The 17,796-nt window shown below is 33.8% G+C and carries 17 protein-coding genes and 1 pseudogene; 10 read left to right on the forward strand and 8 right to left on the reverse strand.

All coding sequences use genetic code 11. The annotated features are described in order from the left end of the window. Positions 1–225: 225 nt before the first annotated feature. The 5 genes from deoC (at position 226) to ACZ76X_RS14815 (ending at position 4,663) form a co-directional block, all read left to right on the forward strand. Positions 226–897, forward strand: coding sequence for a deoxyribose-phosphate aldolase (gene deoC / locus ACZ76X_RS14795; RefSeq protein WP_001017446.1), 672 nt, complete (start codon positions 226–228; stop codon positions 895–897). 102 nt (positions 898–999) lie between these two features. Next, the gene (locus ACZ76X_RS14800; RefSeq protein WP_000876173.1) at positions 1,000–2,181 is read left to right on the forward strand and encodes a NupC/NupG family nucleoside CNT transporter; all 1,182 of its coding nucleotides are present in this window, start codon (positions 1,000–1,002) and stop codon (positions 2,179–2,181) included. A gap of 36 nt (positions 2,182–2,217) precedes the next feature. Then, complete coding sequence (locus ACZ76X_RS14805) at positions 2,218–3,519, forward strand: pyrimidine-nucleoside phosphorylase (protein ID WP_001983022.1); 1,302 nt, start codon at positions 2,218–2,220, stop codon at positions 3,517–3,519. Positions 3,520–3,552: 33 nt separating this feature from the next. Beyond that, positions 3,553–3,948, forward strand: coding sequence for a cytidine deaminase (locus ACZ76X_RS14810; RefSeq protein ID WP_479850821.1), 396 nt, complete (start codon positions 3,553–3,555; stop codon positions 3,946–3,948). A 235-nt stretch (positions 3,949–4,183) separates the two neighbouring features. Next, entirely contained in the window at positions 4,184–4,663 is a 480-nt protein-coding gene (locus ACZ76X_RS14815) for a CcdC family protein (protein ID WP_098667598.1), read from the forward strand. A gap of 47 nt (positions 4,664–4,710) precedes the next feature. On the opposite strand, the gene ACZ76X_RS14820 is transcribed toward ACZ76X_RS14815, so the two are convergent. Further along, positions 4,711–4,941, reverse strand: a complete 231-nt coding sequence (locus ACZ76X_RS14820; protein WP_071757868.1) for a DUF896 domain-containing protein — start codon at positions 4,939–4,941, stop codon at positions 4,711–4,713. A gap of 189 nt (positions 4,942–5,130) precedes the next feature. Here ACZ76X_RS14820 and ACZ76X_RS14825 point away from each other — a divergent pair, with 189 nt between their 5' ends. Further along, complete coding sequence (locus ACZ76X_RS14825; RefSeq protein WP_479850822.1) at positions 5,131–6,414, forward strand: aminopeptidase P family protein; 1,284 nt, start codon at positions 5,131–5,133, stop codon at positions 6,412–6,414. A 118-nt stretch (positions 6,415–6,532) separates the two neighbouring features. Next, positions 6,533–8,173 carry a multicopper oxidase family protein gene (locus ACZ76X_RS14830; RefSeq protein ID WP_479850823.1) on the forward strand — a complete coding sequence of 547 codons (1,641 nt, stop codon included), beginning with the start codon at positions 6,533–6,535 and terminating at the stop codon, positions 8,171–8,173. 51 nt (positions 8,174–8,224) lie between these two features. Here ACZ76X_RS14830 and ACZ76X_RS14835 read toward each other — a convergent pair whose 3' ends face one another. Continuing rightward, on the reverse strand, positions 8,225–8,770 hold the full coding sequence (locus ACZ76X_RS14835; protein WP_479850824.1) for a hypothetical protein: 546 nt from the start codon (positions 8,768–8,770) through the stop codon (positions 8,225–8,227). A gap of 333 nt (positions 8,771–9,103) precedes the next feature. Here ACZ76X_RS14835 and topB point away from each other — a divergent pair, with 333 nt between their 5' ends. Beyond that, positions 9,104–11,248 carry a DNA topoisomerase III gene (gene topB / locus ACZ76X_RS14840; protein ID WP_479850825.1) on the forward strand — a complete coding sequence of 715 codons (2,145 nt, stop codon included), beginning with the start codon at positions 9,104–9,106 and terminating at the stop codon, positions 11,246–11,248. Between the two features lie 780 nt (positions 11,249–12,028). Here topB and ACZ76X_RS14845 read toward each other — a convergent pair. Together ACZ76X_RS14845 and ACZ76X_RS14850 are read right to left on the reverse strand one after the other, a co-directional pair. Then, on the reverse strand, positions 12,029–12,778 hold the full coding sequence (locus tag ACZ76X_RS14845; RefSeq protein ID WP_479850826.1) for a glucose 1-dehydrogenase: 750 nt from the start codon (positions 12,776–12,778) through the stop codon (positions 12,029–12,031). A gap of 137 nt (positions 12,779–12,915) precedes the next feature. Next, the gene (locus tag ACZ76X_RS14850) at positions 12,916–13,353 is read right to left on the reverse strand and encodes an Lrp/AsnC family transcriptional regulator (protein ID WP_098107340.1); all 438 of its coding nucleotides are present in this window, start codon (positions 13,351–13,353) and stop codon (positions 12,916–12,918) included. Positions 13,354–13,495: 142 nt separating this feature from the next. Here ACZ76X_RS14850 and ACZ76X_RS14855 point away from each other — a divergent pair, with 142 nt between their 5' ends. Both ACZ76X_RS14855 and ACZ76X_RS14860 read left to right on the forward strand, forming a co-directional pair. Beyond that, on the forward strand, positions 13,496–14,077 hold the full coding sequence (locus tag ACZ76X_RS14855; protein WP_479850827.1) for a DJ-1/PfpI family protein: 582 nt from the start codon (positions 13,496–13,498) through the stop codon (positions 14,075–14,077). A gap of 136 nt (positions 14,078–14,213) precedes the next feature. Continuing rightward, positions 14,214–14,858 carry a LysE family translocator gene (locus ACZ76X_RS14860; protein ID WP_098107336.1) on the forward strand — a complete coding sequence of 215 codons (645 nt, stop codon included), beginning with the start codon at positions 14,214–14,216 and terminating at the stop codon, positions 14,856–14,858. A gap of 283 nt (positions 14,859–15,141) precedes the next feature. Here ACZ76X_RS14860 and ACZ76X_RS14865 read toward each other — a convergent pair. From ACZ76X_RS14865 to ACZ76X_RS14880, 4 genes and pseudogenes are all read right to left on the reverse strand, one after another. Further along, a pseudogene (locus ACZ76X_RS14865) lies at positions 15,142–15,279 on the reverse strand (recombinase family protein); the annotation flags it as partial. After that, positions 15,251–15,607, reverse strand: a complete 357-nt coding sequence (locus ACZ76X_RS14870; RefSeq protein ID WP_479850828.1) for a hypothetical protein — start codon at positions 15,605–15,607, stop codon at positions 15,251–15,253. The gene ACZ76X_RS14870 and the pseudogene ACZ76X_RS14865, both read right to left, overlap by 29 nt. 435 nt (positions 15,608–16,042) lie before the next feature. Then, positions 16,043–16,681: an HD domain-containing protein gene (locus ACZ76X_RS14875; RefSeq protein WP_439019738.1), complete on the reverse strand. Its 639-nt coding sequence runs from the start codon at positions 16,679–16,681 to the stop codon at positions 16,043–16,045. A gap of 257 nt (positions 16,682–16,938) precedes the next feature. After that, positions 16,939–17,721: an HAD-IIB family hydrolase gene (locus ACZ76X_RS14880; RefSeq protein WP_479850829.1), complete on the reverse strand. Its 783-nt coding sequence runs from the start codon at positions 17,719–17,721 to the stop codon at positions 16,939–16,941. Between the last annotated feature and the right edge of the window lie 75 nt (positions 17,722–17,796).

The following is a 17,796-nucleotide window of genomic DNA, read 5'->3' on the forward strand; positions in this document are numbered from 1 at the left end:
CAAATTGCCTTTTTTAAAATAATTATGGATATTGAGATACATACTACCAATGTTAATATAAAAGTTTTGATTTTAAATAGGAAGTGTTTCTTAGTTAGAATGAGCTTTATTTACTACAAGAAAATTCCCTTTTTAAAAAGAATGAACAAAATTTCAAAAGTGTATTTACATTTGTTCAACTAAGAGTTAGAATGAAGTTGTTAAAAGATATGAGGAGTGAAGATAATGAACATTGCAAAGTTAATTGACCATACAATTTTAAAAGCTAATACTACAAAAGAAGATGTTATGAAAGTAATCGAAGAAGCAAAGGAATATAAATTCGCTTCTGTTTGTATTAATCCTACATGGGTGAAGCTAGCTGCTGAAGAATTAGCTGGACATGATGTAGACGTTTGTACTGTAATCGGTTTCCCATTAGGAGCAAGCACGACTGAAACAAAAGCATTCGAAACAAAAGATGCGATTGCAAAAGGTGCAACTGAAGTTGATATGGTAATCAACGTAGGCGCTTTAAAAGATGGCGACAACGAACTTGTTGAAAAAGACATTTATGAAGTAGTACAAGCAGCAAAAGGAAAAGCTCTTGTAAAAGTAATCATTGAAACTTGTCTATTAACAGATGAAGAGAAAGTACGCGCTTGTGAATTATCAGTAAAAGCTGGTGCTGACTTCGTAAAAACTTCAACTGGATTCTCAACTGGCGGAGCAACTGCTGAAGATATCGCATTAATGCGTAAAACAGTAGGACCAAACGTTGGTGTAAAAGCATCTGGTGGCGTTCGTACACGTGAAGATGCAGAAAAAATGGTAGCTGCTGGAGCTTCTCGCGTTGGAGCAAGTGCTAGTGTTGCAATCGTATTAAATGATGCAAAAGGTGCTACAGATAATTACTAATCATTAATGAAGTCAAAAGCAATAGATACACAAAGTAAAGTGTATCTATTGCTTTAATAATTGAAAAAAATGTAAGCGGATACGAATGGGAGGAGACGGCTTATGAAATACTTAATTGGTATTTTTGGCCTCGTATTGATTTTAGGTATCGCTTGGCTTGCTAGTAATAATAGAAAGAAAGTCAAATATCGCCCAATCATAACGATGGTTATATTACAATTCATTTTGGGGTTTTTATTATTAAATACAAGTGTAGGGAATATATTAATTAGCGGAATAGCAGATGGTTTTGGAGAGTTATTAAAATATGCTGCTGACGGTGTGAATTTTGTATTTGGTGGATTAGTAAATCAAAAAGAGTTTTCGTTCTTTTTAAGTGTATTAATGCCAATCGTATTTATCTCAGCACTAATAGGTATATTGCAACACATTAAAGTATTACCTATTATTGTGAAATCTATCGGTCTAGCATTAAGTAAAGTAAATGGAATGGGGAAACTAGAATCATATAATGCTGTTGCTTCTGCGATTTTAGGACAATCTGAAGTGTTTATTTCAGTTAAGAAACAACTAGGATTATTGCCAGAGAAACGAATGTATACATTATGTGCATCTGCAATGTCTACCGTTTCAATGTCTATCGTTGGATCGTATATGGTGTTATTAAAACCGCAATATGTTGTAACTGCTTTAGTGCTTAACTTATTCGGTGGTTTTATTATCGCTTCTATCATTAACCCGTATGAAGTTACTGAAGAAGAAGATATGTTAGAAGTGCAAGAAGAAGAGAAAAAGACTTTCTTTGAAGTATTAGGTGAATACATTATAGACGGATTTAAAGTTGCGATCACAGTAGCAGCTATGTTAGTCGGTTTCGTTGCTCTTATCGCATTCATTAATGCCGTATTTAAAGGTGTAATTGGTATCTCATTCCAAGAAATACTTGGTTATGTATTTGCACCATTTGCATTTATTATGGGTGTACCTTGGCATGAAGCAGTTAATGCTGGAAATATTATGGCAACAAAATTAGTATCAAATGAATTTGTCGCTATGACAGATTTAGCACAAGGAAACTTTAATTTCTCAGATAGAACGACAGCGATTATATCTGTATTCTTAGTTTCATTTGCAAACTTCTCTTCAATTGGAATTATTGCAGGGGCAGTTAAGAGCTTAAATGAAAAACAAGGGAATGTAGTCGCAAGATTCGGTCTGAAATTACTGTTCGGTGCAACATTAGTAAGTTTCTTATCAGCAACAATCGTTGGCTTATTATTTTAATAGATTCATATCATATAAAAAGGAATGGTGATTGTAATGAGAATGGTAGATATTATTGCAAAAAAACGTGATGGCAAAGAATTAACGACTGAAGAAATCAAATTCTTTATTAATGGATATACAGACGGAAGTATTCCTGATTATCAAGTGAGTGCACTTGCAATGGCAATTTTCTTTAAAGATATGACAGATCGCGAACGTGCAGATTTAACGATGGCAATGGTAGAGTCTGGAGAAACAATCGATTTATCAGCAATTGAAGGAATTAAAGTAGACAAACATTCAACTGGTGGTGTTGGTGATACAACAACATTAGTATTAGGACCATTAGTAGCTGCTTTAGATGTACCAGTAGCAAAAATGTCTGGTCGGGGCTTAGGACATACAGGCGGAACAATTGATAAATTAGAAGCGGTAGAAGGATTCCACGTTGAAATTACGAAAGAGCAGTTCATTGATATTGTAAACCGTGACAAAGTAGCTGTTATTGGACAAACAGGAAACTTAACACCTGCAGATAAAAAGATTTATGCATTACGCGATGTAACAGGAACAGTAAACTCAATTCCTTTAATCGCAAGTTCAATTATGAGTAAAAAAATTGCAGCTGGTGCAGATGCAATCGTACTTGATGTAAAAACAGGTGCTGGCGCATTTATGAAAACAGAAGAAGATGCAAAAGAATTAGCACATGCGATGGTACGTATCGGAAATAATGTAGGACGTCAAACTATGGCTGTTATTTCAGACATGTCACAACCGCTTGGATTTGCGATTGGTAACGCACTAGAAGTGAAAGAAGCAATTGATACATTAAAAGGTGAAGGTCCAGAAGATTTAACAGAATTAGTACTTGTATTAGGAAGTCAAATGGTCGTACTTGCGAAAAAAGCAAATACATTAGAAGAAGCGCGTGAAATGTTAATTGAAGTGATGAAAAACGGAAAAGCAACTGAGAAATTTAAAGAGTTCTTAAGCAACCAAGGCGGAGATAGCTCAATTGTAGATAATCCAGAAAAAATGCCACAGGCGAAGTATGTAATTGATGTACCTGCAAAAACTTCAGGTGTTATTTCTAACATTGTTGCAGATGAAATCGGTATCGCAGCTATGTTACTTGGTGCTGGCCGTGCGACAAAAGAGGATGAAATCGATTTAGCAGTAGGATTAATGTTACGTAAAAAAGTTGGTGATGCAGTAAAAGAAGGCGAGCCATTCGTAACAATCTACGCAAATCGTGAAAATGTAGAAGATGTAAAAGCAAAAATCTATGAGAACATTTCTATCGCTGAAACAGCAGTGGCTCCTAAATTAGTTCATACAGTGATTACTGACTAATCATAATTACACTTACTTTGAGGAGGAAATAATATGGATAAGAAAAAATATATTGAAGAAGCAAATAAGATGTTAGCAAAAGCATATATTCCGTATTCGAAATTCCCTGTTGGTGCAGCGTTAGTTACGAAAAAAGGTAAAATCTATACTGGCTGTAATATAGAAAATGCTTCTTACGGTTTATGTAACTGCGCAGAAAGAACGGCGATCTTTAAAGCAGTATCAGAAGGTGAGCGCGATTTTAGTTATTTAGTTATTACAGGCGAAACGGACGGACCGATTTCACCATGTGGTGCTTGTAGACAAGTAATTGCTGAATTCTGTGAACCGAAAATGCCTGTATTACTAACGAATGTAAAAGGTGATGAAAAAGAAGTGACTGTTGAGCAATTACTTCCAGGTGCTTTCTCAATAGAAGATTTAAAATAAGTTGAAAAGCCATTCCACAAATATGAATTGTGGAATGGCTTTTTTTATTTTGGAAAGTTGAATGTAATATTTTGTTCATATTCCGTTCATAAACTTTGTGTAAAATAATTGTAGCCAATATGGAAAGTATACAGCAGGAGGAATATAATAAAGAAATCCTATAATGCAGCATGTAGTTACTTATTGGTTTATGATTTTGCTAAAAAAGTCATTTAAATAGATAGGAGTGGAAAGTATGATAGCACTTTTATCAAGTATTGTAGCAGTTTGTATGGCTGTTGGGGTAATGTTTCTTCGCTTTAAAGCAGCGAAAAAGCCGATAACGAAAAAGAAAATTATATTACCGCCAATTTTTATGAGTACCGGCGCAATGATGTACTTCTTACCAGAGTTTCGATTAACATCGTTAGAAATGATAGAGGCGATTGGCATAGGACTTATTTTCTCTATATTTCTTATTAAAACAACGAAGTTTGAAATAAGAAATGAACATATATATATGAAACCTTCAAAAGCATTCATATTTATTTTAATCGGATTATTAGCTGTACGAGTGGCGTTAAAATCATATTTAAGCCAATCAATTGATTTGGCAGAGTTAAGCGGAATGTTTTTCTTACTCGCATTCGCGATGATTATATCGTGGAGAATTGCGATGTATCGCTCGTTTACTAAATTAGAAAAGACAATAAACAGAGCTGGAATTTCTATATAGGAAATCCAGCTCTGTTTATGTTTTATTGAAATTCTTTAGCTCGGAACTCATTTGCTTAATTTTAAACGTATTTGAGCATCTTGTAATGCGGCTGGTGTAACGTTATGACCATTTTGATCCACAATTTTTGTGTTTAATAAAATGGAATCTAAGCTTCCACGAAATGTTTTTGTATAGTTTTGACGCAACATTTGTTGTTCTTGTTTTTCATCAACTGTTAATCCAGATGTTTTTTCTTTTTTTGATAATTCGTTAATACGAAATAAAATGTTTTTCATTTGTTTCACCTCTAATTTGATTTAATTATATTAGTTACTTACTAATATATAGTTATTGTAACGCTTGATTTTTATTATGTCAATACCATCTAAAAGGTTAAAAATTGACGAAAAATTATAACAATAATAAAATAAATAACAGAGAACAATTAGTTTTACAAGCATACATAGAACGCTAGGGGGATTATTATGAAATCAACATTTTTTGCTCAAAATAGAGAACGATTAGTAAACACATTATCAGATGAATCTATTACTATTTTATTTGCTGGACAAGCACCTCATATGTCAGCGGATGCACATTATAAATTTGTGCCGAATCGAAACTTTTACTATGTAACAGGAATCGATGAACCAAATGTTATTTTCATGTTGAAGAAGGTTGGAAATAGTGTAGAAGAAACACTTTTTATTGAAAAGTCAGATCCAGTAATGGAAAAGTGGGTCGGTAAAACAGTTTCTAACGAGGAAGCAGAGAAAATTTCAGGTATAAAGAAAGTTGTATATTTAGATAGCTTTGAAAAGACAATGTCAAATATACTTTTTACAGAAAATGTGAAGCATCTATATTTAGATTTAGAGCGTCGTGAATGGAATGGTACAGAGACGCAAACATTAGCATTTGCTAAACATGTAAGAGAACAATATCCACACGTAACAATTGGTAATGTATATCCGAATATTTGTGAATTACGAGTGTTTAAAACAGAAGAAGAAATTGAAATCATTAAAGAAGCGATTGCTGTAACGAAAGAGGGTATTTACAACGTATTGAAGCATGCAAAAGCTGACATGATGGAGTATGAATTAGAAGCTCAGTTTGATTTCACATTGAAGTCATCTGGCATCAAGCATCATGCGTTCAATACAATTTTGGCAAGTGGAAAAAATGCTACAGTTCTTCATTATGAAGATAATGATGCACAAATTCAAAATGGTGATTTAGTACTGCTAGATTTAGGCGCTCAAAAAGACTACTATAACGCTGATATTAGTTATACATTCCCTGCAAATGGAACGTTCTCTAGTCGCCAAAAACAAATGTATAATATTGTATTAAAAGCATTGAAAGAAACAACGAAACTCATCAAGCCAGGAATAAAGTTTGCTGCATTAAATGAGCATACAAAAAAGGTACTAGCAGAAGAGTGTAAAGCAATTGGTTTAATTCAAGAAGACGAAGAGTTATCAAAATACTATTATCATGGTGTCAGCCATTTCCTTGGTTTAGATACGCATGATGTAGGAACATATAAAGATAGAGTGTTAGAAGAAGGTATGGTTATAACAATTGAACCTGGTCTTTATATTGAAGAAGAAGCAATTGGAATTCGTATTGAAGATGACATTCTTGTAACGAAAGACGGATACGAAAACTTGTCAAAAGATATCATTAGAGAAGTGGAAGAGATTGAAGAGTTTATGAGAGAAAATAATGTAAATGTAAAAGAAGATGAAGTTGTTACGAAATAATAAGTAGAAAAGGTGCTCAATTTTGAGCACCTTTTTATTCTGTTCATTTTAAATCTCCATATTTTCTTGAAAATCATCTTCTATAATGATTTTGAAAAAGAAAAAGGAGGGATTTTCCATGAAGCGATTTGTGTTAACAGCAGTTACAGTCTCTGTCATATCTATAATTGCTGCATGTTCTGCGACCACAAATACAACAAACAATCATAAAAATATGAAAGATAAAAAAACAACACAGACTGAAACGGCTACAAAACCATTGAAAGTTGAAAAAGGACCAGAATTGACTTTAATAGCGAAAGAAGAAAAACAAAAATTAAGTAACGGTGTTATTGTTCCAGTCTGGACATTTAATGGCTCATCTCCTGGTCCAGAAATTCGAGTGAAAAAAGGCGAGAAGGTGAAAGTAACATTAAAAAATGAACTATCTGCACCAGTATCTATTCATTGGCATGGGTATCCTGTCCAAAATAATATGGATGGAATTCCAGGTGTGACGCAAGATGCGGTTGAATCTGGAAAAAGTTTCACCTATGAGTTTGAAGCGAACGTACCAGGAACGTATTGGTATCATTCACATCAAGATTCTGTAAATCAATTAGATAGAGGTTTGTATGGAGCGCTCATTGTAGAAGATACAAAGGAAAAATATGATAAAGATTACACAGTAATGTTAGATGAATGGGTAACAGATAAAGAAGAGGTTAATAAACAGTTAAAAGAAATGACAAAAGGGCAAAAAGGTAATAAATCTAAGGATAATGAAAATACGAAAAAGAATGATGATAAGAACGCTATGGATCATTCTAGTATGGACATGGGCAGTGATAAAAAAGACTCTGGCAATATGGCAGGAATGGACCATGGAAATATGAAGATGGAAGGTCATGATATGAGTATGTATGATTTATTCACAATCAATGGTAAAAGCGGGGATTTAGTAGAACCATTAAAAGTGAATAAGGGGGATAAAGTCCGTCTTCGACTCGTTAATGCTGGTTATCTATCACATGATATACACGTTCACGGTCATGATATAAAAGTAATTGCGACAGATGGTCAACCAATAAACGATCCAAAAATTATAAAGGATCAAGTAATTTCAATCGCACCTGGTGAACGTTATGATATTGAATTTACTGCTAATAATCCTGGGAAATGGTATGTTGAAGACCATTCAGCAAATAAAGGTGCAAAAGGAATGAAAGCTGTTATTGAATATGATGGCAGCAAAGAGATGAAAGATAAAGCAGATGAAAAAGAAAAATTACCGAAATTAGATATGACGAAATATGGTGCTAAAAAATTAGGTAGTTTCACGTTAGACCAGCAGTACACTGCCACATATAATATGGACTTGAATACGCAAATGAATGGAAATGAAATGGTATATACAATTAACGGAAAGGTATTTCCGGACATTGACCCGATTCCAGTAAAAAAGGGTGATTTAGTAAAAGTAAAATTGGTAAATCGTTCTAAAATGGACGATCATCCGATGCATTTACATGGTCACTTCTTCCAGGTGTTGAGTAAAGATGGAAAACCGATAGAAGGTTCTCCAATTGTGAAAGATACTTTGAACCTAAAACCAGGTGAAGAATATGAAGTAGCCTTTGTAGCAGACAATCCGGGTGATTGGATGTTCCACTGTCATGATTTACACCATGCTTCCGCCGGGATGGTAACAGAAGTGAAATATACAGATTATAAATCTGATTATGTTCCAAACCCAAACATTCCTAATAAGCCAGAATAATATGAAGCAGTTATCCTATGGATAGCTGCTTATTCATTTTCGGTGCAAGAGTCAATGTATATGTTGATCATGCCCGGGTGAAGGTGTGGGAGTATGATCTGGGAAGGTCACGAATACGGCAACGATAATTACTACACTAATTGAAAGTAATAATAAAAAACGCCTTTGGATAAAAGCAGAAAAAGTTTCTGATAAAAGTTGAATTATACATGACATAGTTATTGTTATCGTAAGTAAAAGGCTAATAAACAGTATACTATGAGCTTGTTGAGCGTTTAACATTTCTGTAATCATTGCTCCCATCATACTTGCCATTAATCCAGAGAACATTCCTTCTAAAGCAGTATAAAGGTGAAAACGTAGACCGACTAAAAAACCGATACAACCACTAATTAATATAGCAAGCAAAGTAGAATAGAGTAATTCTCCTTTAAAAAGAATACCGAAATAAAAACCAATACTTAAACCGATACTCATACTAAAAGACATAATAAATACCATATACTCCATTAGGGTACCCTTGCGTTTAGAAATATAGGATGTAATAAGAATTGAGATACAACAAAGTGTTAAGGCTGTTAATGTGTAAGCGAACATTATGATACCTCCCTGTCCGATCATTCATTTCATCATATGTTCATATGGAGAGTTCTTATGCTTATTTATATCTGCAAATTATCTGCACAATTTCATAAAGGTAAGCAAGAAGGCTTCTGATTTTTTGGGGAAGGCTTTTTAATTATGAGCATGTGAATGTAAGAGTTAAATGAAGAGTTTCTATTGTGAAGCCATAAAGAATAAGCGTATAATATTATAGGTCTCCCATTTACGAGACAAACCGCGAATGATAAATAAGATTGTTCTTTTATCATCGCCTCTAAACAGATAGACAATGAAAGTAACACTGGAATACAGATAGGGAGTTATAAAATGAAATTAATTATTGCCGAGAAACCAGATCAAGGTTTGGCTCTTGTTTCACAGTTTAAATATCGCCGGAAAGATGGTTATTTAGAAGTAGAAGCAAATGAGTTATTTCCAAATGGAGCGTACTGTACATGGGCAATTGGTCATTTGACGCAGTTATGTAATCCAGAACATTATCACGCCGAGTGGAAAAAATGGTCACTTAATACGTTACCGATGATTCCAGAGCGTTTTCAATTTGAAGTAACAAAGTCAAAGTATAAGCAATTTAATGTTGTGAAACAGCTGTTACATAATCCTCAGGTAACAGAAATTATTCACGCGGGCGATGCGGGGCGTGAAGGGGAATTAATCGTACGAAACATTATTAATCTTTGTAACGTACAAAAGCCGATGAAACGTCTTTGGATTTCATCTTTAACGAAACAAGCTATATACCAAGGATTTAAAAATTTATTAGATGAAGCAGATACAATTAATACGTACTATGAGGCGTATACAAGGTCATGTGCGGACTGGGTCGTTGGTATGAATGCATCACGTGTCTTTAGTATTTTACTAAAGAAAAAAGGGATGAACGATGTATTTTCAGCTGGTCGTGTACAAACACCGACACTCGCATTAATCGTAAAGCGTGAAAAAGAAATAGAAAACTTTAAGTCAGAGCCGTTTTGGGAAGTGTTCGCAACCTTTAATATAGAAGGAAAGAAGTATGAGGGGAAATGGGAAAAGGATAGTGAGTCTCGTCTAAAAGACCCTGATATGGCGAATAAAATTGCGGCATTTTGCCAAGGGAAACCGGCTGTTGTGAAGGAAATGAAAACGGAACGTAAAGAGTTTCAGCCACCGCTTTTATTTAACTTATCATCACTGCAAGCTACAGCAAATAAAGCATTCAAATTTTCACCGAAAAAGACGCTTGATATAACGCAAGCATTATATCAAAAAGGGATTGTCTCTTATCCTCGTTCAGATTCAAATTATGTGACACAAGGAGAGGCAGCAACGTTCCCTGATATTTTGCAGAAGTTAAGTCAGTTTGATGAATATAAAGGTTTATTACCGGCTCCGGTTGAATCAATTATGAATAATAAGCGTTATGTGAATGAAAAGAAAGTAACAGATCACTACGCCATTATTCCGACAGAGCAAGTTACAAACCCAAGCAGATTATCAGGTGATGAAAAGAAAATTTACGATATGATTGTAAGGAGACTGATTGCCGCTCACTATGAAGTTGCAATCTTTGATTATACGACGATTATAACGCTTGTAGATGAACGTGCTGAGTTCATTTCAAAAGGAAAACAGCAAATTCAAGAAGGTTGGCGTAAAGTTATTTTCCAAGATGATAAAGATGACGAAACAATTCTTCCAATTGTCGCTGAAGGTGAACAAGGGAAAGTTGTAAAGGTGAAAGTGAAAGAAGGAAAAACACAGCCACCGAAGCGTTATACAGAAGGACAACTTATTACGTTAATGAAAACGGCAGGTAAGTATTTAGAGAACGAAGAACTTGAGAAAGTATTAAAGAAAACAGAAGGTTTAGGTACAGAGGCAACTCGCGCTGGAATTATTACGATGCTAAAAGACCGTAAATATATAGATGTGAAGAAAAACCAAGTGTATGCAACCGATAAAGGGAAAGTATTAATTACCGCAATCGGTGATAAAATACTAGCTTCACCAGAAATGACAGCGAAATGGGAGCAGCGTCTTGCGGAAATCGGTGAAGGCACAGCATCACCAGCTACATTTATGGAGCAAACGAAAAAGCTATCAGCTAAAATTATTGAAGATGCGGTGGAAATGTCTGAGAAATGGGATTTCACTGGATTACATGTTGAATCGATTGAGCGAAAAGGATCGAAGTTTACAACAGGTAAAAAGGTTGGTAGCTGTAAAAAGTGTGATGGCGATGTGATTGATAAGTCAACGTTTTACGGTTGTTCTAACTACAACACAACGCAATGTGACTTTACCATCTCAAAGAAAATATTAAGTAAAACAATTTCGCAAAAGAACATGACCAAGCTCTTAAAAGGTGAAAAGACCGATTTAATTAAAGGCTTTAAAAAAGGCGAGAAAACATTTGATGCGAAGTTAGAGTGGAAAGATAATAAGATTAATTTTGTGTTTGAGAATTAAGTGGTGTTAACAAATAAAAAAGTGTTTTACTGAATAAAAAAGTCCTTTACTAAATAAAAAAGTGTTTTACTGAGTAAAAAGCTTTTAAGAAGTTAGGCGTGAAGAAAATTGCACATTGTAAAAAAGCATTAATTTTATACTTTAGGACTAGAGCATGATAATTGGATGTCATGCTTTTTTCTTTTTTCATATTTGGCGCTTCTAGAGAATTTATTTAAAAACTTATAATAAGTGTTATTATTAAAATTGTTCTGAATATCAATCGATTTTACTAATAGGGGTGCCGTCACATATCCATCAACTTAAAGAATTAGTTGTTCCCAAAAACGAAAAAATGAGCTGAATTCTCAGAGGCAACTGTGGAGAAATAATATTTTCGTCTTGGAGGTATTTCAAAATCTTAGCCTGATAGGCATGGGGTAGCATGCACATTTTAACATTTTTATACTCTAAGGGATTCTCAAAACTTAATAACGGGCTAGCGTCAGGAAAATGTGGATTTACAACTTTAAGAAAATTTCAATATTAAAAATCCAAATTTGACAGCTTGAAAATGAGAAATTAGGCTTCTCATTGCTCCATTAAAGCGCTCTTCAATAGAATAACTTTATTATCACCTAACAGATTTTTAACCCAAAAGAAAAACCGAAATCCCTTCTTTATTAGAGATAGGAAATTCCGGTTCATCTTTATTTTAAAGTCACATGATGATTCGGTAAATCAACTTGGATAAAGTAGGCTTTATTGATAACAAATCTGTATTTCTTGATTGATTACCGTCTATTCCTCATACATCATTTTCCTCGTCATACCACCGTCTACGACGAGGTTTATACCTGTAACAAAATCATTTTCATTAGCTGTTAAATAAAGACAAGCTCGTGCAATATCATCTGGTTTTCCTACACGCTTTGATAGATGCTGTTCATGATCAATTTTGCTTAATTTTGAATAATCTCCTGTTTCAATCCAACCTGGGGAAATAGCATTCACGGTAATCCTATCTTCGCTAAATGAGGCTGCGAGCGCATGTGTAATGGCAACGATCCCGCCTTTTGTGGCAGCATAAGATTCTGAATTTGGCTCAGACATAATCGCCCTTGTAGACGCGATATTCACAATAGATCCACCTTCTTTGTTATGACGCATATACTTTGCTGCTTCACGTGAACCCAAGAAAACGCTTCTTAAGTTTGTATTGATCACATCGTCCCATTCTTCTAGCGAAATATCGTAAGGAGACTTGAATAACTCTTTTCCTGCATTATTGATTAAAATATCTATCCGACCGTATGTTTGATTAGCTACTTCCATTAATCGAACAATATCTGTTTCGAGCCTTACATCTGTTTGTACGAAAAGTGCTTCTTTACCCTGTTCTTTCATCTTATTAACTGTTTTTGTACCTGCTTTTTCATCTATATCTGCTAAAACAACATTGGCCCCTTTTTCTGCATAATGTAAAGCAATTCCTCTCCCAATTCCATTTCCAGCCCCTGTTATGATTACTGATTTATTAGAAAAGTCCATTGTAATTACACTCCCTTAAAAAAACATAACATTTTTATTTTTTAATATAACATACAAAAAGTATCTTTCTCCAATTAATACAAATCCTTTTTATATCCTTCTGCGTAAACAATAGTTAATTGATTATGCCAGTATTTTTATTCTTCACTAATAAAGGGAGCAATTATCTTTTTTTCATAAGAAGATAACACGATATTCGTTGAAGGCGTACCATATTGCATTGTATCATCAATAAATTCTTCTAAACTTTCTACAGAATATGTTGCTATTTTGACAATATAGCTAATTTCCCCTGCTACTCTGTAACATTCAAGTACATCTGGATGATTATAGCAAAAGTTAGCTAATGATTTACAATCCTTTGATTTAAACAATATAAGTGCAGAAATTGGACGGTTTATTTTTTTTAGAGAAACGTGTGCATGGTAACCTTCAATAATTTGTTGTTCCTCTAACTTTCGTACTCGCTCAGTTACTGACGGAGAAGATAAGTGAACGGCTTCTGCTAAATCCTTCATTGAAATTTTTGCATTTGACTGTAATAGTCCCACGATTTTTTTATCAATTTGATCCATAAATTATCCAACCTTTTTTTATAAAATAGAATAACCTAAATTCCTTATATAATAAAGCCAAACAATTGAATATCCTTATTGAACTTATTTATCAGCCTTCTATATTTGTATAAAATAAGGGTATCAGGAGGCGATTTACGATATGAAAAAGATTTTATTATTATTAGCTGACGGATTTGAAGCAGTAGAAGCTAGTGTATTTACAGATGTACTAGGTTGGAATAAATGGGAGGGAGATGGATCAACTGAGGTCGTAACAGTTGGTCTTCGGAATAAATTAACCTGTACTTGGAATTTTACTGTCATACCCGAAAAAACAGTTGATGATATTCAATTAGATGAGTTTGATGCACTAGCTATTCCAGGAGGGTTTGAAGAAGCTGGTTTTTATCAGGATGCATACAGTAGAGAATTCTTACATGTTATTCAACATTTTTATGCCAAGCAGAAGCCTATTGCCAGTATTTGTGTTGCATCATTAACGCTTGGTAAAAGTGGAATTCTTACAGGTAAAAAAGCTACCACATACAGTCATCCAACGAGTAAACGAAAAGAGCAGTTAAAGAATTTCGGTGCAATAGTACAAAATGATTTAATTGTTCAAGATGGAAATATTATTACATCTTCAAATCCAGGTACAGCTTTTGATGTTGCGTTTTTATTACTTGAAAAACTAACATCTAAAAAGAATGCTGAACATGTAAAGGATCTTATGGGATTTTAGGCATTTATCTTCTTGTGAGTTTTTTGTGCTTGCTAGAAGTAATGTGAAAAGTCGCCGTGCTCTAGCTCTATTTGCCGAACCCGAGGAAAAAGAAAAAGGGTTTGATTATTACAATACTTATAATAGGAGAATTTTTATGATTATAACACTTTTCACATATATTTTGTTAGGTTTATCTTTAGCGATACCTGCAGGTGCTATGACAGTCCAAATGACTAAACAAGGAATGAGAAATGGTTTTGTACATGGTTGGTTTGTAGGTATAGGAGGAATGACTGTAGATTTATCTTTAATAGTCCTGATTTATCTAGGATTCTCCAGTGTATTAACCAATCCATGGGTAGAAACAATTATGTGGCTACTTGGTTTTGTATTTTTAATGTTTATTGGAATAGAAAGTATTAAAGAAGCAAAGTCAGAAGTTAACATGGAGGGAGAAGATCCTAATAGATCTTTATTATCAGCTTATTTATCTGGTTTTATGATTGCTATATCACCGGCTAATATTGTATTTTGGATAGGGGTCTTTGGTCCGGTTCTAGTTTCTTCATTAGGTAATGCAAGTACATCTACATTTATATTAATAGCTGTAGGTATTTTATTAGGTATCTTTATGCATGATATGATCTTATTAAGCTTTGTTCATTTTACTAGACGTTTTCTAAATCCAACCTTTATTAAAAGGGTATCTATATTTGCCGCAATAGTCCTATTCGGATTTAGTGGTTATTTTGGTTACGAGTTTATAAAACAAGTAATGACTTTTATCTCAAAAGCATAATTCCTATAAAATTAAATAGGGTGGTTATAATGTAAATGAAAAAGATACGTATTTTAAACCTAAACGTAACGTAATTGTAAATATGTTATATGTTATATCACGTAGGCAACCCCTCTGGAATTCGTTGATCCCTGAGGGGTCTTTAAATTACCTACACGTAGCCTTTAGAAAAAAGAAACGACCTCCACTATAATTGACGTTGTATGAGCTTAGCTTGATAGCGATGGGGTACCACCCACATTTTAACGGAAATATACGCTAAGCAAATTTCGGCTTCAATTCGTTATAAGTTAGTTGCTACTTTGTTTTCTCCATATTCTTTCACTATTTTATAAAAAGTATTTTTCTTTAGTTCTAATAGCTCCATGAACTTAACTCCCGTTAGTTCTCCATTATTCCACTTTGGATAAGTTTCTTCTATAGTTCATGTGTTGGGTGGAGTGTGGGGGTACGACCTTGCATTCCATTTTTGGGTTCTCTCCGAAAATTCGTCTTATGTAATCTGTTGCGATTTCTTGTAAACAAGTCCTTAAGTCCTGGCTTAAATAGTGATAATTTTGCAGCTGTCTTTTAACGTATTCTTGTTGTTTTGTGTTTGATCTTTTGATCATATCAATCACAGCATCGTATTCGAAAAAGAAGTATTTTTTGTTCACTTCAATTATAAAAACATCATTTTGAACAGGATTTTCAAAGAAAAATCGCTCAAAGAATGTAGGTTGGGTCTCGTTATGTACAAGGTTTAACATAGAGTATTGCTCCTTTTACTGTATGATTTTATATTTTATCATCTAATAATATTTCTAAGATGGGGTAGCACCACATCGCTATCAAGTTAAAAAATGCATTCTTCCTCAAAACGAAAAAAATGAACTGAATTTCTATGGACAACTATGAAAGGATGAAGTTTTCGTTTTGGGGATACTTCAAAATCTTAGGTTGATGGGCATGTATGGTGACCCCTAATTGGTCCTTCTATTTTTTTGAAATTATTAGATATTATTTGCTTAAAAAAGCTTGCCATTAATGAAAATGGCAAGCTTTTTATCTCTATGGCTAATATTTAGCTACATTAAATTAGAAATTAATTAGTTCGTTCTAATTTTTATATAAAAAGGAAGCGAAATCGTAATTGATTTATTTTACATATTTTTCCTTTTCGTGCTATTCCATAGGTTTAATGACTATTCTTTCCAAGGTGAATGTAAAACGCAATCACAGAAATTTTTGCGTTTAAAGCCTGGAAGAAGCAATGAGCAAACATCTGCTTTAATGTTTCCAAAAGTAGTTTCAGGTTTATGAGCGAAACCTTCGAGGAAAGCAGGAAGGATTTTTTGTTTAAAATTATCTCGAGGGAAAGCAGATACAACTTGCTCACGAATTTCCTCTGAAATTTCGTCATATCCATCCCCCATAACATCGTATCCTACTCCAGAATAAATTAATGAAACCTGGGGTTCTTTATATTCAGCAATTCCAATCGTTGTGTGAAGTGCAATCGAATCCCAAACCAGTCTAATTGACTCATTATCCATGCCATGTTGTTGAAGGAAACTACGTGCAGCATTTGCACCATCTACTTCAAAACGTTTGTCTGGACTACTAAATTTCTTTGTAAGCCCAAGATCATGGAATAGAGCGCTAACATATAATAGCTCTTCATCGTATTTAAGGCTAGCTTTTTTCCCTTGAAGAGCACCAAATAAGTAAACACGATTTGAATGATTCCAAAGTAAATCGTTACCATATTCACGAAGGATTTCTTGTGCCTCTACTGCTATTTTACTATCTGGAATTACGATACCTGCAACTGTTTTTTGCATACAAATTGCCTCCTATAAATAATTGATATTGTCTAATTTTATTGCTAGCTCATGAGCTTAACTTAATTATATAAATCATCTATTATTTATCAATACAATCATTTCTATCACTTTCATAGAAAACATCTATGATAAATACCGCCAACAAAATGCAAATTTCGTACGCTAAGAAAATACAACATATGAAAAAGCCTAATTTCAAGCTACAATAAAGAGAAATTAGGCTTTAATTATTTAATAAAAGTAAGGATTTCTTATTATAGGTTTACCAACTCATTAATTATATTTATATCTCCCAATTCGTTAAGTCTTTGTACCAAAATGTTTTCTGTATCCTTACTTAATACAATTTGTTCAGATGAAAATGGTGCTAGTTGTAAGCTTTCACCAATCATAACTGAATACATTGCATGTTGAAACATTGTAATATCATTCGCATCATTACCGAATGATATATATTCTTTTTCTTCCACACCCAATTGTTGCAAGCCACTCCACTTATCTATTCCGTTTGGACTTATGTCTAGTATTCCTTCATTTCCGTGAGAGTGAACCACAACATTCATATTGTTAAGCTGTTCTTCAACTGCTTCCATATTGTCTGAAGTAAGCACTAATATTTTTACGATTGACTGTAATTTATCCAATCTAACGTTTTTAGCACGTCCTTCTGTATCAAGATTATTCAAAATTGGATGTGCAGATGGACCTGTATAGGCATAATCCCAATCACCATCTATTAAATAAGATGTATTATAAGTTTTAAGTAACTGAACGATATTTGCAAGCGTTTCTTCATCAAAACTAATCGTCGATATGATTTTTCCTTTAATTGCAATCATTGATCCATTTCCACCAATCATTGGATATTGATGAAAACGCTCATGTAAGACGGGGAGTAAATCACGTATTGGCCTAGCTGAAGCGAAAATAACTTCATGTCCTTGAGCTATTAGCTTTTCTAATGATACTAGTAGTCTTTCGGAAATAGGCTGACCTTTAAAACAAATTGTCCCATCTAAATCAAACACAAATTTCATTCTATGTCACCCCTAAAATTTTTTATTGTTTTTATCATATCAGTTTATCTTATAATAAAAAGGACATATGTCCCA

This window comes from Bacillus sp. BC05(2025), assembly GCF_056725905.1.